Source organism: Aeromicrobium sp. CFBP 8757 (assembly GCF_014841755.1).
In the GTDB taxonomy this organism is placed as follows: Bacteria; Actinomycetota; Actinomycetes; order Propionibacteriales; family Nocardioidaceae; genus Aeromicrobium.
Genome location: NZ_JACYUM010000002.1, coordinates 1 through 17803, shown reverse-complemented (window position 1 = coordinate 17803; position 17803 = coordinate 1). Strand labels below are relative to the sequence as shown.

Here is a 17803-nt window from a genome sequence, read left to right as displayed (position 1 = left end):
ACGGGACCGTCGTGGCCGACCGTCTGACGCACGTCGACGAGACGGGTGCGGCCCGCATGGTCGACGTCACCGCCAAGGCCGTCACGGCGCGCACCGCCACGGCGCGCGGACGGGTCGACGTCAGCGCCGAGGTCGTCGCCCTGCTGCGCGGCGAGGGCGTGCCGAAGGGCGACGCGCTGGCGGTCGCCCGCATCGCCGGCATCATGGCCACCAAGCGCACGCCCGACCTGATCCCGTTGTGCCACCCCCTCGCGATCGGCGGGGTCGAGGTCGACCTCGAGGTCGACGACGACGGCGTCCGCATCGAGGCGACGGTCCGCACGGCCGACCGCACCGGCGTCGAGATGGAGGCCCTGACCGCGGTCGGTGTCGCCGCGCTGACGGTCGTCGACATGGTCAAGGCCGTCGACAAGCTCGCCCGCATCACCGACATCGAGGTCGTCGCGAAGTCCGGCGGCAAGAGTGGCGACTGGCGGCGTCCATGACGTCCCCGCGTCCCGCCTCGGCCGCCGTCGTCGTGGCCTCCAACCGGGCGGCCGACGGCGTGTACGCCGACGAGACCGGCCCCCTGATCGTCGAGGCACTGCGCTCGTGGGGGTTCGAGGTCGACGACGCGGTGGTCGTGCACGACGGCGATCCCGTCGGCGTCGCGATCGGCGAGGCCCTGGCATCGGGCGTCGCGGCCGTGGTGACGACCGGGGGCACCGGCATCAACCCGACAGACCGCACGCCCGAGGCCACGCGCCCGCACCTCGACCGCGAGCTTCCGGGCGTCGCCGAGGCCCTGCGTGCCGCGGGCGTCGCGAAGGGAGTGCCGACCGCGGTGCTGTCGCGCGGGCTCGCGGGCGTCGCCGGCACGGCGGTCGTGGTCAACCTGCCGGGCTCGCGTGGCGGGGTCAAGGACGGTCTCGCGGTGCTCGCGCACGTCCTGCCCCACGCGGTCGACCAGCTGCGGGGCGGCGACCACCCGGGCAGCTCGTCATGAGCGGTGCCGCGTGAGCGAGGGCTGGCCGGTCGTGCTCGGCCGTGGTCCGGTCGGCGTGCGTCCGCTGCGCCGCCGCGACGCACGCACCTGGTCGCGCCTGCGCGCCGCCAATGCCGACTGGCTGGGACCGTGGGAGGCGACGCTGCCGCGCGAGGCGGGGCCGGCCGCGACGTCCTACGTCGGCATGATCGGCTCGCTGCGCCGGCGCGCCCGGCTCGGCCAGGTCATGCCGTTCGCGGTGACGTGGGACGGCGAGGTCGTCGGCATGCTGACGGTCAACGGCATCACGTGGGGGTCGGCGCGCTGGGCCAGCATGGGCTACTGGGTCTCGCGGACGCACGCGGGCCGTGGGGTCACGCCGACCGCGGTCGCGCTGGTCTCCGACCACCTGCTGCAGACCGTCGGCCTGCACCGCATCGAGATCTCGATCCGCCCCGAGAACGCCGCGAGCCTGCGCGTCGTCGAGAAGCTGGGGTTCACCGAGGTCGGCGTCGCCAAGGCGTACCTGCACATCGCGGGCCACTGGCGCGACCACCGCGTGTTCCAGATCCTGGCCGAGGACGTGCCGGAGGGGCTCGTCGCGCGGCTCGACCCGTCCGCCGGAACCGCCTGATCCCGGTCCGTCCCACCCGCCACACAAGTTCTCAGGCGACACACGGCCCCGCGTGCGGCCCAACGAGGCCCTGACGGCCTACCGTTTCCATCGTGGCTCCCAGTAGTGGTCTGATCATCGCGTTCGTCGTGGTCGTGTGGGCGGCGTACTTCATCCCGCTCATGCTGCGCCGGTACGACGAGGCCAGCAAGAACGCGTCGGTCGAGACCACCGGATCGCTCAGCCGGGTCGTGAACCGTCCCCGCCAGCAGCAGGCACCCGCGGCCGAGACCGCCGCGGTGGCCGCCGAGCCGGCCGCGACGCGTCCGGCACCCCGCAGCGCCGACCGCCCGGCGGCACGTCTGGCCGCGGCCCGCCGCCGTCGGACCCTGCTGACCCTGCTGGCCCTGACCGTCGTCGTGGGCGGCGTCGCCGGCTTCGGCGTCATCGCCCTGCCCTGGATCGCGGCCCCCGTCGCCCTCGTCGTGGCGTGGCTCGTGGCCTGCCGCGTGCAGGTGCGCCGTGAGCGCGGCGTCGCCGGCTCCGGTCGCGTCGGCTCGGTCGTGCGTCGCATCTCGGTGCCCCGCCTCTCGCTCGGCCGGCTCAAGCGGGCCGGCGCGGCCGTCGCGAAGGCCCCCAAGGTCAAGGCCCCGCGGGCCAAGGCCCAGCGCTCCTCGTCGTCCGCCGCCGTCGAGGAGGACACCGTCATCGTGTCCGGCCAGTTCGAGGACATCGACCCGGGTCGCAAGCACGTCATGGAGGACGTCGCCCTCGAGGCCGACGCGCTCGACGACAAGATCGTCATCGCCGTCCCGTCGGTCTCCACCGCGGGCGAGGCCCTCTGGGACCCGCTGCCCGTCACGCTGCCGACGTACGTCACCAAGCCGCGCGCGGGTCGCACGGTGCGGACGATCGACTTCTCGCAGCCCCACACGTGGACCTCGGGGCACATCGAGGGCGAGGACGTCGAGCTGCCGTCGCGTTCCGACGACACCGGTGAGCACCGCCGCGCGGTCGGTCACTGACGCGCCTGATAAAGTTGCGGAGCACCCGCTCGCGGGAGCACGAACCACCAGCACGATCAGCACGACCCTGGGGCATTGGCGCAGTTGGTAGCGCGCTTCGTTCGCATCGAAGAGGTCAGGAGTTCGAATCTCCTATGCTCCACCACCAGAAGTAGCAGCACCACCACGCGGCGCCCGGGTCATCGACCCGGGCGCCGCGTTTTTCGTCGTGCCCACCGCCATCGGACCCTCGACGGCCGTCCACAGGCCGCCGTCAGGGTCTGGACGACGTCGGACCCCGTCGCTACTCTTGCGTAGCAATCGGGGTCCGTCCACCCTGGACACCCCTCGACAGACAGGTGATCAGATGATGTCTCTCTCGCGCAGGATCGGTGCCGTCGCGGCAGGTTCCGTGGCGCTCCTGGCCGTGGCCCAGCCCGCCATGGCGGCCACGTGGTACTCGCAGTCCGACCCGCTCAAGGTCAAGGAGGGCGGCTCCACGCAGGGCGCCGCCTACGGCAACTACTACAACTCCAACGGCTCCTCCGCCAAGAACGCGACGACCCGCAAGGACTACAAGGCCGGCGGCAACGGCGTGTACGTCGACACCGACTTCTACCTCTACCAGTACGCCTGCTCGGGCGGCGCCGACGGCTGCCGCGAGCAGTGGGTGTACGCCGGCGGCGACGAGACGGGCCGCACGACGTCCGGCAAGTGGGTCTCCGAGACGGTGTCCGACGCACTGTCGGCCAAGGCCAGCCAGTCCCGCGGGGCGATCCACGTCTGCGAGGACCAGGCCTACTCGGGCGACCCGTGCTCCAGCTGGGTCTACCGCTCCTTCTCGTACTAGGGGTCGTCGATGATCGCTCCCGCACCCGACGTCCCGCTGCGGTTCAGCGGCGTCGGGCACCGGTACGGATCGCTGCAGGCCCTGACCTCGGTCGACCTGCGGATCGGCGTGGGTGTCACAGGCATCCTCGGGGTCAACGGTGCCGGCAAGTCGACGCTGCTGGGCATCGCGGCCGGCACCTGCGTGCCGTCCGAGGGGTCGGTGTCGGTCGGGGGGAGCGATCCCTACGATCACGCGACGCGGCGTGGCGCCGTCTCGCGGATCGGTCTGGTGCCGCAGGAGCTCGAGTTCCCGCGGCGGTTCTCGCTGCGCGACTTCCTGCAATACATGGCGTGGATGCGCGACGTCCCGCGGGCGCGTCGCGAGGAGGCGGTCCTCCGGGCCAGTGCGCTGGTGGGCCTGGACGACCGCCTCCGGTCGCGCATGGGCGAGCTGTCCGGCGGCATGCTGCGGCGTGCCGCGATCGCCCAGGCGCTCCTGGCCGATCCCGCGATCGTCCTGCTCGACGAGTCCACGGCGGGGCTCGACCCGCACCAGCGGGCCGAGGTGCGCGACCTCATCGAGCAGATCGGGCGCACGCGCAGCGTCGTCCTGGCGAGCCACATCGTCGAGGACATCGGCTACCTCGCCGACCGCATCCTGGTGCTCGACGCCGGCAGGGTCGTCTTCGACGGTGACGCCGGCGCGATCGCGGCGCGGGTCGCGCCGGGCGAGGGCGTCCACGGCTCGGCCCTCGAGCGTGGATTCCTCGACCTGGTCGGCCACGGTGGGCGGGCATGACGCTGGTGCGGCGGTCGGCCGCGTTCGCAGCCGTTCCGGTGCTGGTGGTCGCCGAGCTGTACGCGATCTTCTACCGCGGAACGCCGTGGTGGGGCGAGTGGAACTGGTCGGTCGACTGGGCCAACGGCGCCACGATCCTGCTCGGCCCTCTCGTCGCCGGCTGTGCGGCCCTCGACGTGTCGACGTGGCGCAGCAGCCGGGTGCGCGGATTGTTGCGGTCCGTGCCGCGCGGCGCACTGAGCTCGGTGCTGTTGACGGCGGCGAACGCGGCGGTCGGCTGCGCCGTGCAGCTCGGGGGTCTGGCGATCGTCCTGGCGATGAACCTGGTCGTGGGCGCCGGCGGGCTCCCCGACCTGCGCACCGTCCCGCTGGCGTTGCTGATGGTGCTGGCCAGCGCCTCGGTCGGCGCCGGCGTCGGGCTGGCGCTCCCCGCCCTCTTCGCCGCCCCCACCTCGGTGGTCGTGGTGTTCGCCGGCACCTACCTGGCCAGCGGCGGCACCGTGCCGCCGTACCTGCGGGTCGGTGGCTCGACCGGCAGCCTGCTGGGCCTGACCTGGAACCCCGTCCTCGCCCTGGTCGTCGCGGCGGGCCTGGCGCTCGCGGTCGTCGCGGCCGCAGGAGCGCTGGTCCTGTCCGACAGCCCGGTCCGCCCTCGCGCCGCGCGCCTCCTGCTGACCCTCGGCGCCACCGGCTTCGCGGCGACGTACGTCGTGCTGAGTCTTGCTCCGTCCGACCGGCTCGAGCGCACCTCGGCGGCCATCTCGTACGAGTGCCGCGGCGAGCGTCCCCGGGTGTGCCTGGCCGAGCAGACCTCGCGCCGACTCGAGCCGCTGGCGCAGGCGATGCACGACGCGGCCGGCCCGCTGCGGCGAATCGGTGTACCGCTCGCCGACCGGTACCAGCAGGTGGTGCCGGGGCGCGCCCTGCCCCGTGACGCCGGTCCGCTGTTCATCGAGTCCGACGCGCTCAACCGGTCGCCGTCGCCGGCCCCGGTGGCGGCGTACCTCACGACCCCCGCCAGCTGTCCCCAGTACACGGGTTCGACCCCGCCCCCGCAGGCCCTCTTCGACGCGCAGCGGCTGCTAAAGCAGTGGATCCTCCTGCGCACGGGGGCCGAGCCGCTGGCCGCCTTCGCCGCCGAGCCGGGGCACGGGTGGCTGTCGCAGGCGACCGATGCCCAGGCCGACTGGATCCGTCGCACGTACGGCCAGCTGCTGTCGTGTGATGTCGACGCCGTGGCCCTGCCGCCGGGTGTCGAGTGATCGAGCTCGAGCTGTGGGCCAGGCGGCACGGTGTGGTGCCTGCGACCGTGGCCTGTGTCGTTGCAGCGGCGGCCATGCGCCACTGGGCGCAGGTCAGCGTCGAGCTGCCTCTGGGCGTGCGGTCGACGCCGCTGTGGATCTGCCTGCCGTCGCTCACGGCTCTGTTCTCGCTGCCGGTGGCCTCGACGCCGCACACCCAGCTCGAGCGTCAGTCGGCGCGGTTCACGCGACGGTTCCGTCTGGCGGCGGGCCTGACGTCCACCGCCGTGGCGCTCTCGGGTGCCGTGGTCATGCTGGATCGCCCGATCGCGACGCCCGTCGCGGCCTGGACGTTCGCGCTGTGCGGGTGCGGGCTCGTGGCCGTCCGGCTGGTGGGCCCGCACGCGTGGGCGCCGCAGGCGTTGCTCGCGATCGGGCTGACCAGCGTGGCGGCCGGTGGCACGGGCCCCGATCTGGTCAGCGCCTCGGCCGGCCCGGCCGCGCTGGCGATCACGGCCGGCTGGTGGCTGGTGGCGCTGGTCGCCTGTGCCGCCGGCGAGCCGGCATCCGCCCTCCGACACCCCCGGCGCCCTCCCCGACCGAGCACACCGAAGGAGCCATGATGGCAACCACCATGAACACCTGCGCCGAGTGCGGAGTCCGTCGCGCGAGCAAGGTCTCGCCCACCGGCCGGCCCCTGTGCGAGCAGTGCTTCGCCACCCTGACGGGCCTGGCCGCTGCGGCGGGCTCGATCGGCTCGGGGAACGGCTCGGGTGCCGTCGGCGACGCCATCGGGGCCGCCTCGTTCGCCGGCGCCGGCGCCCACGAGGACGCGCGCCGCGCCGAGCGTCGGCGGCGCCTGGCCGAGGCCTCCGGCTTCTGGCGGCGCCTCTGGATCCGCCTGATCGGCTGATCGTCCGGCGAGGTCAGAGGTTCTGGCCGATCCCGTAGAAGGCGGGGAACAGGATGACGACGAACAGCACCGGGAAGAAGCAGAACACCAGGGGGAAGATCATCTTGACCGGCAGCTTCTGGGCCGTCTCCTCGGCGCGGAAGCGCCGCTTGACGCGCATCTCGGCGGCGAGGTTGCGCACCAGGGTCGCGGTCGAGACGCCGAACTCCTCGGCCTGGATGATCTGCTTGCAGAAGCGCTTGAGATCGGGGATCGTCGTCCGATCGGCCAGGGCGTTGTAGGCGGCCCGGCGTGACATGCCGAGCCGCATGTCCTGCAGGGTCCGCATGAACTCCTGGGCCAGCGGCCCCGATCCTCGTTCGCCGACACGGGCGAGGGCGCCCTCGAAGGTCATGCCCGACTCGATCGCGATGATGACCTGGTCGAGCAGGTCCGGCAGCTCGCGCTCCAGGGCCAGCTGCCGCTCCTTGGCCCGCGAGCTGAGCCAGAGATCGGGGTAGAAGAACGCCGCTCCCGTGACGACGATCGACAGGGCGAGTCCCCGGCCCGAGGGACTCGCGGCCCACAGCGACATCATCAGGACGGCTGCGATGGTCGCGGCCACGGTCTTGACCAGCATCAACCGTCGGAGCGTCCAGCCGGCCCGGTGCCCGGACAGTGCGATGTTGCGCTCGGCGCGACGCACGAGCAGCGGCAGCGTCAGCATCCTCAGGCGCCCGAGCGACTCGACGTCGTTGTCGACGAAGATCGCTGCCGACCCCGAGGGCCGTGCACGTCGCCACGTCGCGCCCGAGGTGGCTGCAGGCCGGGGCACGGTGAGTCCCAGACTGACGAACAGGAGCGTGCAGGCGCCCATGATCAGCGCGGTTCCGAGAAGCAGCATCAGACCTTCACATCCACGAGCTTGCCGATCCAGAAGTACCCGACCACGTAGAGCACCCCAGAGACGCCCAGCAGCAGCTGGCCGGTCCCGGTCGTGAACAGGGGAGTGAACGTGCTGGGGTTGCGCCAGAACATGAACGCGGCCATCACGATCGGCAGCGCCATCATGACCTTCGACGACGCTCGACCTTCCGCCGAGATCGCGCGCACCTGCTTGGCGAGGGTGTTGCGCTCGCGGATCGTCTCGCCGACCCGGTCGAGCACCTCGCTGAGGTTGCCGCCGGTGTCGCGCTGGATCGCGACGGCATCGGTGACCCAGCCGAAGTCCTCGCTGCGCATGCGGGTCGCGGTCTCGCGCATCGCGTCGACGGTGTCGAGCCCCAGCCGGCCCTCGTTCACGATGCGGGCGAACTCCTCGGCCGTCGGGCTCTGGGCATCGGCGGAGACGGTGTCGAGCGCGCTCGGCAGGCTGTGTCCGGCGCGCAGGGCCGACGAGATGACCTCGAGCGTCGACTCCAGCTGGTCGGCGAAGGCATCCTGCCGCTTGCGCTTGCGCGAGCCGATCACGACGCGCGCACCGAACGGCACCAGCGCACCCAGCAGCAGCCCGACCAGCACGCCGCCGAGCACGTAGCCCAGCATGAAGACGACCACCGCAGTCACGATGACGGCCGTCGCGAAGCTGGACTGCTGCATCCGGATGCCGGCCATCTCGAGGTCACGACTCGGGAAGGGATTCCAGCCTCGGCTGCGCAGCACCCGGTCGACCGTCGCCTCCATGCGCTCGACGAGTGCCTCGAGCGGAGTGGTGCGTACCTCGCCCGGGGCGAGCCGTCGTTCGACCGGCACGCGCGGCGCAGGTGGCGCGGTCAGGAGGTAGACCACCAGCGCCAGCGCGAGCAGCACGAACAGCACGCCTGCGGCGAGCACGTCAGGCCGCCGGGTCGAACATCGAGAGGTCGTACGGCACGCCCGCTTCGTCGAACCGGTCGAGGAAGCGCGGCCGCAGCCCGGTCGGTCGTGCCTCGCCCCGTGGACGGCCGTTCTCGTCGAGTCCCGGTGAGTGGTCGAACACGAAGGCGTCCTGCAGCGTCACGATGTCGCCCTCCATGCCGATCACCTCGGTCACGTGTGTGACCCGGCGGCTGCCGTCGCGCATGCGCTGGATCTGGATGACGAGGTCGATCGCCGATGCGGTCTGCTCGCGGATGGCTCGCAGCGGAAGCTCCATCCCTGCCATCAGCACGAGCGTCTCCAGACGGGCGAGCGCGTCGCGCGGGCTGTTGGCGTGCAGGGTCGAGATCGACCCCTCGTGTCCCGTGTTCATGGCCTGCAGCATGTCGAGCGCCTCGCCGCCGCGGCACTCGCCGACGATGATGCGGTCGGGTCGCATGCGCAGCGAGTTGCGCACCAGGTCGCGGATCGTCACCTCGCCGTTGCCCTCGATGTTCGGGGGGCGGCTCTCGAGCGTCACGACGTGGTCCTGCTGCAGCTTGAGCTCGACGGCGTCCTCGATCGTCACGATGCGCTCGGTCGCGGGGATGAACGACGACAGCACGTTGAGCATCGTCGTCTTGCCGGTCCCGGTGCCGCCCGACACGAGGATGTTGAGCTTCGCCTCGACGCACCCGCGGAAGAACTCGGCGAGCTGCGGGCTGAACGAGCCGAACGAGATCAGGTCGTCCACCGTGAACGGGGTGTCGGAGAACTTGCGGATCGTCAGGGACGACCCGTTGACCGCGAGCGGCGGGATGACCGCGTTGACCCGTGACCCGTCCTGCAGGCGGGCGTCCACCAGCGGCGACGACTCGTCGATGCGGCGTCCGACGCGCGCGACGATGCGCTCGATGACGCGCCGCAGGTGGTCCTCGTCGGTGAAGCGCAGTCCCGACAGCGTGATGCCGTTGCGCTCGACGTAGATCGTGTCGTGGCCGTTGACCATGATCTCGGTGACGGTCGGGTCCTCCAGCAGGCGCTGCAGGGGTCCGAGGCCGAGGGCGTCGTCCTCGAGCTCCTGCAGGACGGTGCGTCGCTCGCCGGGTGCCAGCACGAGACGCTCGTCGTCGACGACCTTCGCGAGCTCCGAGCGCACGAGGTCGTGCAGCTGGGCCTCGGTCAGGTCGGGATCGTTGATGCGCGAGCCGATGCGCTCGTAGAGCACCGACAGCACGCGGGCCTTGGTCTGGGCGAGGCCGTCCGTGACGGAGGCCGGGGCAGGGGCCGGGGCCGTGGTCGTCGTGGCGGTCCGGACCGGCGGACGCGGGGGTGCCGGCACGGCGGTCGACCCGAGGTCCGAGGACGTCTGAGGCGGCCGCGGCGAGGTGGGGAAGTGCTGACGAGTCGGCGGCGTGTCGACCAGGGGAGGGGCGGGGTGGCCCGGTTCCTGGCGGTGCTTGGCGGCGATGCGGTCGGCGAGACTCATGAGAGCTTCTCCCCTCGGTGGGTGTGGTGGAGGGTCCTGGATTCGGTGATCTCGGCGGTCAGGACCTGCAACGGCTTGCGGAGGGGGTTCCTCTTCGTCCCGACGGCCAGCCGGCCGTGGTTGGCGGCCAGCGCGACCCGGTCCGACATCGGCACGACGGCCGTGATCGGCAGGCCGAGCATGCGCTCCGCGTCGCGGACGGAGAGCCCGGCCCGGCGGTCGGCGCGGTTGAGCAGCACGTGACGTCCCGACGGGAGCAGTCCGAGGTCGCCGAGGACGTCGAGGGCCTTGCGGGCCGATCGCAGCGTCGCGACGTCCAGCGCCGTCACCATGACGACGTCGGAGGCCTCCTCGAGGCTCGACAGCGTCTCCTCCAGGAGCCCGGCCGACGTGTCGACGACGACGTAGCGGAACGAGGCGGACAGCTGGCTGACGAGCTTGCGGATCCGGTCGCCCGTGACGTCGGCGCAGTCGGCCGGACCGGTCGCGCCGCACAGCACGTAGAAGCCGTCGGGGTGGGTCGACAGCAACGTGCGCACGTACATCGAGTCGACGCCCTCGGAGGCGAACGCGTCGACGACGGTGTGCTCGGGGCGCAGGTCGAGCATCGACGCGACGTCGCCGAACTGCAGGTCGAGGTCGATCAGCACGACCTCCCACGGGGCTGCCGCCGCCAGGACGGCCGTCAGGTTCACCGCCGTCGTGGTCTTGCCCACGCCGCCCTTGGGCGAGGCCACGACGACGACCCGGGGTGCGACCGACGCGGCGTGGCCCTGCTCGGGGTCCCGGGTCTCGCCGTCGACCAGTCGCGCCAGGTCGGCGGCGTCCGTGGCGGGATCGATCACGTGGGCGAAGCCCGCCTTGGCGGCCCGACGCGCGACGCCGCGGGTCGGCGGCGCCACCAGCACCATGACGAGATCGGGCCAGTCGGCCAGCACGTCGCGCGCGTACGTGAGCGCCCGCTCCTCCGAGACGCCTGATCCGACGAAGACGACATCGGGGTGGAGGTCCGACCTCGGCTCGTCTGACGCCGAGAGGTCTGCCTGCCGGTCGGCGGAGACTACCCGGTGCCCGGGGAGCGAGGAGACCCGCTCCCCGAACGCCGGGTCGACCGCGACGAGCAGGACAGTGCTCACTTCAGGACGCCGTCCGCGGTCACGAGGCGGCGGTCGATCTCTGCGTCGTCGCCCTGCTTGGTCAGGTAGATGCGTCCGAACTCGGCGGTGTGGACGATCTTCTCGGCGTCGAGCGACATGACGGCCAGGCGCACCTCGTACTCGTCGGTCTCGCCGTCCGCACCGATGCCGGCGACCCCCTTGCTCGACAGCACCAGCACCTTGTTGACCGCGAAGTTGGTCTGGCGCTCGGCGTCGTAGCTCGCGGCCACGCCGACGGAGTCGCCGGCCTTCAGCGTCCCGCCGAGCGCGCGCACCGCGGGGACCTTGATCGTGATCTCCTGCATGCCCTTCGGCACCTCGACGCCCTTGCCGCCGTCGGCGCCCGAGCCGTCCGCGGTGTCGCCGAACCGGCCCGAGACGAGCACCTCGCCGGGAACCAGCGCGGACGTCGTGACCAGACCTGCGACGTCGTCGAGCGTCGTCACGGCGGTGTCGGGCACTGCTGCCTTCGGCAGCTGGACGGTCTCGACGGTGTCGCCCAGGTCGGACGCCTTCGTGCCGGCAGGCACGTCGCTGACGACCCGGAGCGCCGGCACGAGCTCGGTGCCCTCGAAGGCCCGGTCGTCGGCGTCGTTGACGTAGGCGACGAGGCTCACGATCCCCAGCAGCGCCAGGACGACCGCGGCGATCGCGGCGACGACTCGCTTGTTGATGTTCACGCGTGCTCAACCACCCTCACGGTTGCGGTGCTGTCGTGACAGCACGCGTCAGCGGGCGCCTCCCGAGAGACGACCCGCTGACACGAGCTGGTGTGGCTTACAGATCGCCGGCGATATCGGTGATCTTGGTGGAGAGCCCCGTCTGAAGCAGACCGAAGCCCACCGCGACGACGAAGGCGACGACGGCGCCGACGAGCACGACGTACTCGGTGAACGCGGCCCCGCGCTCCTCACGAGACTCCGCCGCCTGGAACAGGACCGACTTGACGAACGCGATGGTGTGCATGGGTGACCACATGTGGATCACACTCCCTCTCCCTAGTTGGCGCCCCTCAGCGCCACTCCCTGAGCACCTCCGAGCGGAAGCGCTTGAGAAGAAGTTAGACCTGCCGGAGAGGTCTGCAACAGGATTCGGGACAAAAAGACCAAAGTCCCGCCAAAGATAGTTCGAAAGAACTATGACCCCCTGTCCGCGTTGACCCGCCAACATGGTCTTTGTGGCTCAGATCACGCATTCCACCGCCAGGTAGGGACCTTCATCCCTACTGTGGGACTACGCGCCCGAGGTCGGGGCGCCCGGCTTGGGAGGGCTGAGGGAGATGCGGATGCAGCGGAGGAGTCGTCAGTCGCAGGAGGCCGACCGGGGAGCGGTGACCATCGAGTTCGTGCTGGTGCTGCCGTTCTTCCTGTTCCTGATCTTCCTGCTGATCGGCATGGGCACGATGTTCAGCTTCCGTCAGGCACTCAGCCAGGCGGCGACCGAGGGCGCGCGGGCGGCCGCCGTGCAGCCGCTGAACGCCACGACGTCGGCACGCACGAGCGATGCCCTGGCCGCGATCAACGGGACCCTGGGAGCGCAGGCCGACGTCACGTGCGCAGGCGGGGTGCTGAGTCGCAAGGGGGTCGCAGCCGGCACGTGCTCGGTCAGCGCTCCGACCACGTGCGACGGTGACAAGAAGTGCGTCACCGTGCGCCTGACGTACAACTACCGCGATCACCAGGTCACGGGGTCGATGCCGTTCGTGCCGGGCGCCCTGTACCCGTCGGCCCTGACGTACGTGTCGTCCGCGCGGGTGTCGCAGTGAGGCGCCCGCACCGGGCCCCGCGCGACGAGCGCGGCGCGATCATGGTCTTCACGGTCCTCATCACGACGGTCCTGATGGTCGTCGCGGCCTTCGTCGTCGACCTCGGCATCGACCGCATCGTCCGCACCGACATGCAGTCGTTGGCCGACACGACGGCGATGGACGTGTCGACCGTCATCGACGGCTCGAAGACGACCGACCAGATCAAGGCGTCGAGCGCCTACACGTCCGCCCTGGCCGCGACGTTGGCTCGCAACCGCCCGTCGGTGGCCGCGACGGTCGCCGACTCCGACGTCGTCGTCACGTTCGGCATGGCCAAGGCCGACGGCACGTGGCTGAGGGACGCCGGTGGGGCCGAGTACCCCAACGCCGTCCGGGTCAGCGCCTCGGGCGTCAGCTCGATACGCCTGTGGCCCGGCAGCGATCCCGCGAAGCCACGCCGCACCGCGATCGCCGCTCGCCAGCCCCGAGCGGCCTGCATCACGGCCGGCTCCTACCTCGCAGCGCTCGACACGTCGGCCGGCGGAACGCCCCTGTCGAACTTCCTCAACGAGATCGCTCCGACGTCCGCGGCGGTCTTCTCCAGCGCCGGCCTGGTGGCGATCAAGAGCGTCAGCGTCCCGCTGGCCCAGCTCGTCGCCGAGCTCAACGTCGCCAACCCGTCGTCGCCCCTCGACGCCGACGTGACGCTCGGCAGCCTGGCCGGCGCGGCGGTCCGCGTGCTCGAGAAGCAGCCCGGCGGTGCCGCGACCGGCGTCGTCTCGGAGCTCAACCGGATCGCGTCCGTCAGCGGCTCCGCCGGCATCTCCGAGACGATCAAGCTCGGCGAGCTTCTGCAGCTCGGAGTGGGCAACAGCGCCGCGGTGCTGTCGGGTGACGTCAACGTCTTCGACCTGCTGACCGGCACGGTGATGGCCTTCGACGGTGCGCACGTCGTCGATCTCAAGCAGCTCGGCGTGACGGTGCCCGGCTTCGCGATCACGAGTCTCAAGGCGACGGTCGTCAACCCTCCCAAGACCGTCTGCGGCGGTGCGGGCTCGGAGGTCACGGCGTCGCAGGTGTCGCTCGAGGCCAACGTCACGTTGTCGGTGCCCAAGTACAAGAAGTGCGGCGTCCTCGACCTCGTGTGCGCGCTGGGCGGCCTGGTGGGTTCCCTGCTGTCGACCCTGGGCGGCAGCTGGGGCAGCGACGGCATGGACGTCCTGCGGTTCAAGCTCGTGCTGGGGGCCGTCAGCGCCACCACCAGGGTGACGGCCGTCAACGCGTGCGAGCCGAGCCCGGACGTGTCGGTCTCGACGACGACCTCGGCAACCAACGGTTCGTTGAGCCTCGAGGTGCTGAGTCCGCTGCTGCAGGTGCAGGTCGGTCTGCCCCAGGCGCTGGCCTCGACGTCGACCCACACGTTCACGCAGTCGCCCAGCACCTGGAACCACGTGGGCGGTGTCGGCTCCGACCTGGTCGGCCCGGTCAGCCTCGCCACCCTGCTCTCGAACTCGGGAAGGACCTCCGCGGTGATCCTCAACGGGGGAGGCGTGAACCTCGGTTCGCAGCTGACGACGGCGCTCAACACGGGGCTCGCGGGCCTCGGCCTCTCGCTCAACGGTGCGGCCGTGACGCTCGACAAGATGAGCACGTGCAGCGTCTTCGGCCTCCGCAAGTGACCATTGCCACGTCACTTTACATTTGCTACCTTCGTGTAAAGCGCCGCTCCCACGGCGCACCGAGGAGGAGCCATGACCATCGAGGCGACCGTCGACGGCACGACCGTCCAGTGGCGCGACCGCAAGCGTTATCTCTGGATCATCGGGGCCATCGTCCCCCTGATCCCCGTCAGCATGTGGGGCCTGTACGTCCTCACGGGATCGACCGTCGTCTGGTACTTCGGCCCGTTCTTCCTGTTCGTGATCGTGCCGATCGCCGACCTGATCGCGGGCCGCGACGGTGAGAACCCTCCCGACGAGGTGCTCGAGCAGCTCGAGGACGACCGCTACTACCGCTGGGTGACGTACCTGTTCATCCCCGCGCAGATCGGCGGTCTGATCTGGGGCTCGTACCTCCTGGGCGGGGGCACCCTCCCCGGCATCGACGAGCCGTTGTCGGTCGCCGCGAAGATCGGCCTGGCCCTCGGTCTCGGCATGGTCGCCGGCATCGGCATCAACACCGCCCACGAGCTCGGCCACAAGAAGGTCGAGTACGAGCGCTGGTTCGCGCGCGCCGCGCTCGCCCAGACGTTCTACGGCCACTTCTTCATCGAGCACAACCGCGGTCACCACGTCCGTGTCGCGACCCCCGAGGACCCCGCCAGCGGACGTCTGGGCGAGACCGTCTGGGAGTTCATGCCGCGCACGGTCGCCGGCAGCCTCAGGAGTGCCTGGGGCCTGGAGAAGAAGCGCTTCGCGCGGCTCGGCACGTCCCACTGGTCGCCGAAGAACGACGTGCTCAACGCCTGGGCGTTCTCGGTCGTCCTCTGGGCCGGACTCATGGTCGCGTTCGGGTGGCAGATCTTCCCGTACCTCGTGCTGCAGGCCGTCGCGGGCATCTGGCTGCTCGAGTCGGTCAACTTCCTCGAGCACTACGGCATGAAGCGTCAGAAGCTCGAGTCAGGCCGGTACGAGCGGGTCAACCCGAGCCACAGCTGGAACTCCAACAACATCGGCACCAACGTGCTGCTCTACCACCTGCAGCGGCACAGCGACCACCACGCCAACCCGACCCGTCGGTACCAGGCGCTGCGCGACTTCAAGGAGGCTCCCGTGCTGCCGACCGGCTACGCGGGCATGATCGTGCTGACGTGGGTCCCGCAGGTGTGGCGGCGCGTCATGGACCACCGGGTCATCGACCACTACGACGGCGACCTGACCCGCACCAACCTGCACCCGCGGACGGCGGATGCGTACGAGCGCAAGCACGGGAAGGCGACGGTCTGACGTGGCACAGTTCATCTGCCCCAACTGCGAGTACGTCTACGACGAGACGAAGGGCGACCCCCGCGAGGGATGGCCCGCCGGCACGCCGTTCGCCGACATCGACGCAGACTGGACCTGCCCCGACTGCGGGGTGCGCGAGCAGGTCGACTTCCTGCCGATCGAGGAGTTCGAGCACAACGACCAGGACGGCCGGATCATCAGCGCAGAGGCGCGAGCGGCGCAGACGCGTCAACAGCAGAAGGAGACATCGTGAAGCGGTTCGAGTGCCAGCAGTGCGGGTTCGTCTACGACGAGGCGGAGGGATGGCCCGAGGAGGACATCGCCCCCGGCACCAAGTGGGACGACATCCCCGACGACTGGACGTGCCCCGACTGCGGTGCGTCCAAGGCCGACTTCGTCATGGTCGAGCTGTGACACACCGATGACCGGCCGCACCGTCGTCATCGGCACCGGCATCGCCGGCGTCAGCGCCGTCGCGGCCATGAGGGCGGCGGGGTACGACGGGTCGATCCACCTGGTCGGCGAGGAGCCCGAGCTGCCCTACCGGCGTCCGCCGGTCAGCAAGGAGATCGTGCGGGGTGAGAAGTCGCCCGACGAGATCCGCATCAAGAAGGCCGAGTGGTTCGTCGACAAGGACGTGACCCTGGTGACGGGCCGGGCGGCGCTCGCGATCGACGTCGAGAACCGGACCGTCGGCCTCGACGACGGCTCGTCGCTGGCGTACGACCGGCTGCTGCTGGCGACGGGCGGCCGGGCCAGGTCGCCGTGGGACGCCGCGGGCGTCCGTACCCTGCGGACGCTCGACGACGTCCCGCGCCTGGCCGGTGAGCTCGCCGCCGGAACCCCCGTCGTCGTGGTCGGCGCCGGCCTGATCGGCTCGGAGATCGCGGCGAGCGCCCGCGAGCTGGGGTGCGACGTCACGCTGCTCGAGACCGCGACCCTCCCGCTGCCGCGCCTCCTGCCGGCCGCGCTGGGCCGCATGTACGCCGACGTCCACCGCGCCGAGGGCACCGACCTGCACACCGGGGTATCGGTGGCGGCCGTCGAGGACGGCGCGGACGGCACCACGGTGCGGACCACCGACGGACGGTCGTGGACGGCCCCGGTCGTCGTCGTCGCGGTCGGCATGGAGCCGCGCACCGAGCTCGCCGAGGCCGCCGGCATCGCGCTGGCCGATCCGGTCGACGGCGGGGGAGTCCTGGTCGACGCCCACGGACGCACGTCCGTCGAGGGCGTCTTCGCCGCCGGGGACGTCGCCAACCAGCCGCGCCCGGTCCTGGGCGGACGTCACCGGGTCGAGCACTGGCAGGGCGCGCAGAACCACGGGACGGCCGTCGGCCGGGTCATGGCCGGGGGTGACGTCGCGTTCGAGGAGGTGCCGTGGTGCTGGTCCGACCAGTACGGGCTGAACCTCCAGGTGGCGGGATGGCCCGACGCGGCCCACGACCTCGTCGTGCGCGGGTCGCTGGACGAGCGGGACTTCGTCGCCTACCTGCTCGACGACGGCGTGGTGCGAGGTGTCGTGTCGGTCGGGCGACCCCGTGAGGTCAGGGCGGCGCGGGAGTGGATCGCAGCAGGTGCGAGGCTGGACGACATGATCGGTGAGGACGCCACGACGTGACCGCGGGGGGCCGTGCGCCCGTCCGTGAACGGCTGCTCGACGCCGCGCAGGCGACGATCGAGGGCTCCGGGTGGTCGTCGGTCACGATGTCCGGCGTCGCGACCGCGGCCGGGGTCAGCCGGCAGACCGTCTACAACGAGTTCGGCACCAAGCACGGCCTGGCCGAGCACCTGGCCCTGCGCGAGCTCCAGCGGTTCCTCGCGGTCGTCCGTGCTCGCATGGAGGGGGAGCGCGACCTGCGCGACGGCATCAGGGCCGCGTGCGAGGGGGCCCTGCTCCTGGGCGAGGAGAGCCTGCTGGTGCGCACGATCGTCGGTCTCGCGCCGGCCGATCGCGATCACGACTTCCTGATGATCCTGACGACCGAGTCGGGCGAGATCGTCGCCGCCGCCGTCATGGTCATCCAGCAGACCGTCGCGGAGCTGTACCCCCCGACGGGGCTCGGGCCCGAGCAGTTCGCGGTCGTCGTCGAGGCGGTCGTGCGACTCGTGCTGTCGGCCCTGACGCGTCCGTCCAAGCCGCCGGTCGAGGCAGCGGCCGACATCGGCTGGATCGTCGGCCTCATGCTCGACGGGGCGACGGCGGGCTAGCTCACGCGGCGTCGGGTCTGGTGGTCCAGTGCAGGATGCCGTGGCCCTTGTAGGTGTGGTGTCGTCGGCACAAC

22 protein-coding genes and 1 tRNA gene are annotated in these 17803 nt (G+C 71.3%); 17 read left to right on the top strand and 6 right to left on the bottom strand.

What is annotated here, in order from left to right; all coding sequences use genetic code 11:
- The first annotated feature begins 11 nt into the window (after positions 1-11).
- The 10 genes from moaC (at position 12) to IFT73_RS06940 (ending at position 6365) form a co-directional block, all read left to right on the top strand.
- A complete protein-coding gene (moaC, locus tag IFT73_RS06985) occupies positions 12-485 on the top strand; it encodes a cyclic pyranopterin monophosphate synthase MoaC (RefSeq protein ID WP_371811188.1) in 474 nt (157 codons plus the stop codon).
- Positions 482-985 (top strand): molybdenum cofactor biosynthesis protein B, encoded by a 504-nt coding sequence (locus IFT73_RS06980; protein ID WP_192167017.1) that lies wholly within the window; start codon positions 482-484, stop codon positions 983-985. Before moaC ends, IFT73_RS06980 begins: the two co-directional genes overlap by 4 nt.
- Before the next feature lie 10 nt (positions 986-995).
- Positions 996-1598: a GNAT family N-acetyltransferase gene (locus tag IFT73_RS06975; protein WP_192167016.1), complete on the top strand. Its 603-nt coding sequence runs from the start codon at positions 996-998 to the stop codon at positions 1596-1598.
- A 92-nt stretch (positions 1599-1690) separates the two neighbouring features.
- Positions 1691-2602 (top strand): hypothetical protein, encoded by a 912-nt coding sequence (locus IFT73_RS06970; RefSeq protein WP_192167015.1) that lies wholly within the window; start codon positions 1691-1693, stop codon positions 2600-2602.
- A 69-nt stretch (positions 2603-2671) separates the two neighbouring features.
- Positions 2672-2747 (top strand) — tRNA-Ala (locus IFT73_RS06965).
- Positions 2748-2948: 201 nt separating this feature from the next.
- Positions 2949-3431 carry a hypothetical protein gene (locus IFT73_RS06960; protein ID WP_192167014.1) on the top strand — a complete coding sequence of 161 codons (483 nt, stop codon included), beginning with the start codon at positions 2949-2951 and terminating at the stop codon, positions 3429-3431.
- Between the two features lie 9 nt (positions 3432-3440).
- Positions 3441-4211: an ABC transporter ATP-binding protein gene (locus IFT73_RS06955; protein ID WP_192167013.1), complete on the top strand. Its 771-nt coding sequence runs from the start codon at positions 3441-3443 to the stop codon at positions 4209-4211.
- On the top strand, positions 4208-5473 hold the full coding sequence (locus IFT73_RS06950; protein ID WP_192167012.1) for a hypothetical protein: 1266 nt from the start codon (positions 4208-4210) through the stop codon (positions 5471-5473). The genes IFT73_RS06955 and IFT73_RS06950 overlap by 4 nt, the downstream gene beginning before the upstream one ends.
- Before the next feature lie 47 nt (positions 5474-5520).
- A complete protein-coding gene (locus IFT73_RS06945) occupies positions 5521-6075 on the top strand; it encodes a hypothetical protein (RefSeq protein ID WP_192167011.1) in 555 nt (184 codons plus the stop codon).
- Positions 6075-6365, top strand: a complete 291-nt coding sequence (locus IFT73_RS06940) for a hypothetical protein (protein ID WP_192167010.1) — start codon at positions 6075-6077, stop codon at positions 6363-6365. Before IFT73_RS06945 ends, IFT73_RS06940 begins: the two co-directional genes overlap by 1 nt.
- 13 nt (positions 6366-6378) lie before the next feature.
- Here the strand turns inward: IFT73_RS06940 and IFT73_RS06935 are convergent, their stop codons facing one another.
- The 6 genes from IFT73_RS06935 to IFT73_RS06910 form a co-directional block, all read right to left on the bottom strand.
- Positions 6379-7248, bottom strand: a complete 870-nt coding sequence (locus IFT73_RS06935) for a type II secretion system F family protein (protein ID WP_192167009.1) — start codon at positions 7246-7248, stop codon at positions 6379-6381.
- Positions 7248-8177, bottom strand: a complete 930-nt coding sequence (locus IFT73_RS06930; RefSeq protein WP_192167008.1) for a type II secretion system F family protein — start codon at positions 8175-8177, stop codon at positions 7248-7250. Before IFT73_RS06930 ends, IFT73_RS06935 begins: the two co-directional genes overlap by 1 nt.
- 1 nt (position 8178) lies before the next feature.
- Positions 8179-9669, bottom strand: a complete 1491-nt coding sequence (locus tag IFT73_RS06925) for a CpaF family protein (protein WP_192167007.1) — start codon at positions 9667-9669, stop codon at positions 8179-8181.
- Complete coding sequence (locus IFT73_RS06920; protein WP_192167006.1) at positions 9666-10805, bottom strand: AAA family ATPase; 1140 nt, start codon at positions 10803-10805, stop codon at positions 9666-9668. The genes IFT73_RS06925 and IFT73_RS06920 overlap by 4 nt, the downstream gene beginning before the upstream one ends.
- Positions 10802-11506 carry an RcpC/CpaB family pilus assembly protein gene (locus IFT73_RS19530; protein WP_192167005.1) on the bottom strand — a complete coding sequence of 235 codons (705 nt, stop codon included), beginning with the start codon at positions 11504-11506 and terminating at the stop codon, positions 10802-10804. The genes IFT73_RS06920 and IFT73_RS19530 overlap by 4 nt, the downstream gene beginning before the upstream one ends.
- A gap of 97 nt (positions 11507-11603) precedes the next feature.
- A complete protein-coding gene (locus tag IFT73_RS06910) occupies positions 11604-11792 on the bottom strand; it encodes a hypothetical protein (protein WP_192167004.1) in 189 nt (62 codons plus the stop codon).
- A gap of 364 nt (positions 11793-12156) precedes the next feature.
- On the opposite strand from IFT73_RS06910, the gene IFT73_RS06905 reads away from it, so the two are divergent.
- The 7 genes from IFT73_RS06905 to IFT73_RS06875 all read left to right on the top strand — a co-directional run bounded on the left by IFT73_RS06905 (position 12157) and on the right by IFT73_RS06875 (position 17729).
- A complete protein-coding gene (locus IFT73_RS06905) occupies positions 12157-12591 on the top strand; it encodes a TadE/TadG family type IV pilus assembly protein (RefSeq protein WP_056612392.1) in 435 nt (144 codons plus the stop codon).
- Positions 12588-14252: a hypothetical protein gene (locus tag IFT73_RS06900; RefSeq protein WP_192167003.1), complete on the top strand. Its 1665-nt coding sequence runs from the start codon at positions 12588-12590 to the stop codon at positions 14250-14252. The genes IFT73_RS06905 and IFT73_RS06900 overlap by 4 nt, the downstream gene beginning before the upstream one ends.
- Before the next feature lie 72 nt (positions 14253-14324).
- Complete coding sequence (locus tag IFT73_RS06895; protein WP_192167002.1) at positions 14325-15518, top strand: alkane 1-monooxygenase; 1194 nt, start codon at positions 14325-14327, stop codon at positions 15516-15518.
- 1 nt (position 15519) lies between these two features.
- On the top strand, positions 15520-15771 hold the full coding sequence (locus IFT73_RS19390; protein ID WP_082556405.1) for a rubredoxin: 252 nt from the start codon (positions 15520-15522) through the stop codon (positions 15769-15771).
- Positions 15768-15932 carry a rubredoxin gene (locus tag IFT73_RS06885; protein WP_056612397.1) on the top strand — a complete coding sequence of 55 codons (165 nt, stop codon included), beginning with the start codon at positions 15768-15770 and terminating at the stop codon, positions 15930-15932. The genes IFT73_RS19390 and IFT73_RS06885 overlap by 4 nt, the downstream gene beginning before the upstream one ends.
- Positions 15933-15939: 7 nt before the next feature.
- Entirely contained in the window at positions 15940-17139 is a 1200-nt protein-coding gene (locus IFT73_RS06880) for an NAD(P)/FAD-dependent oxidoreductase (RefSeq protein ID WP_192167000.1), read from the top strand.
- Positions 17136-17729 (top strand): TetR family transcriptional regulator, encoded by a 594-nt coding sequence (locus IFT73_RS06875; protein WP_192166999.1) that lies wholly within the window; start codon positions 17136-17138, stop codon positions 17727-17729. The genes IFT73_RS06880 and IFT73_RS06875 overlap by 4 nt, the downstream gene beginning before the upstream one ends.
- Positions 17730-17803 lie beyond the last annotated feature (74 nt).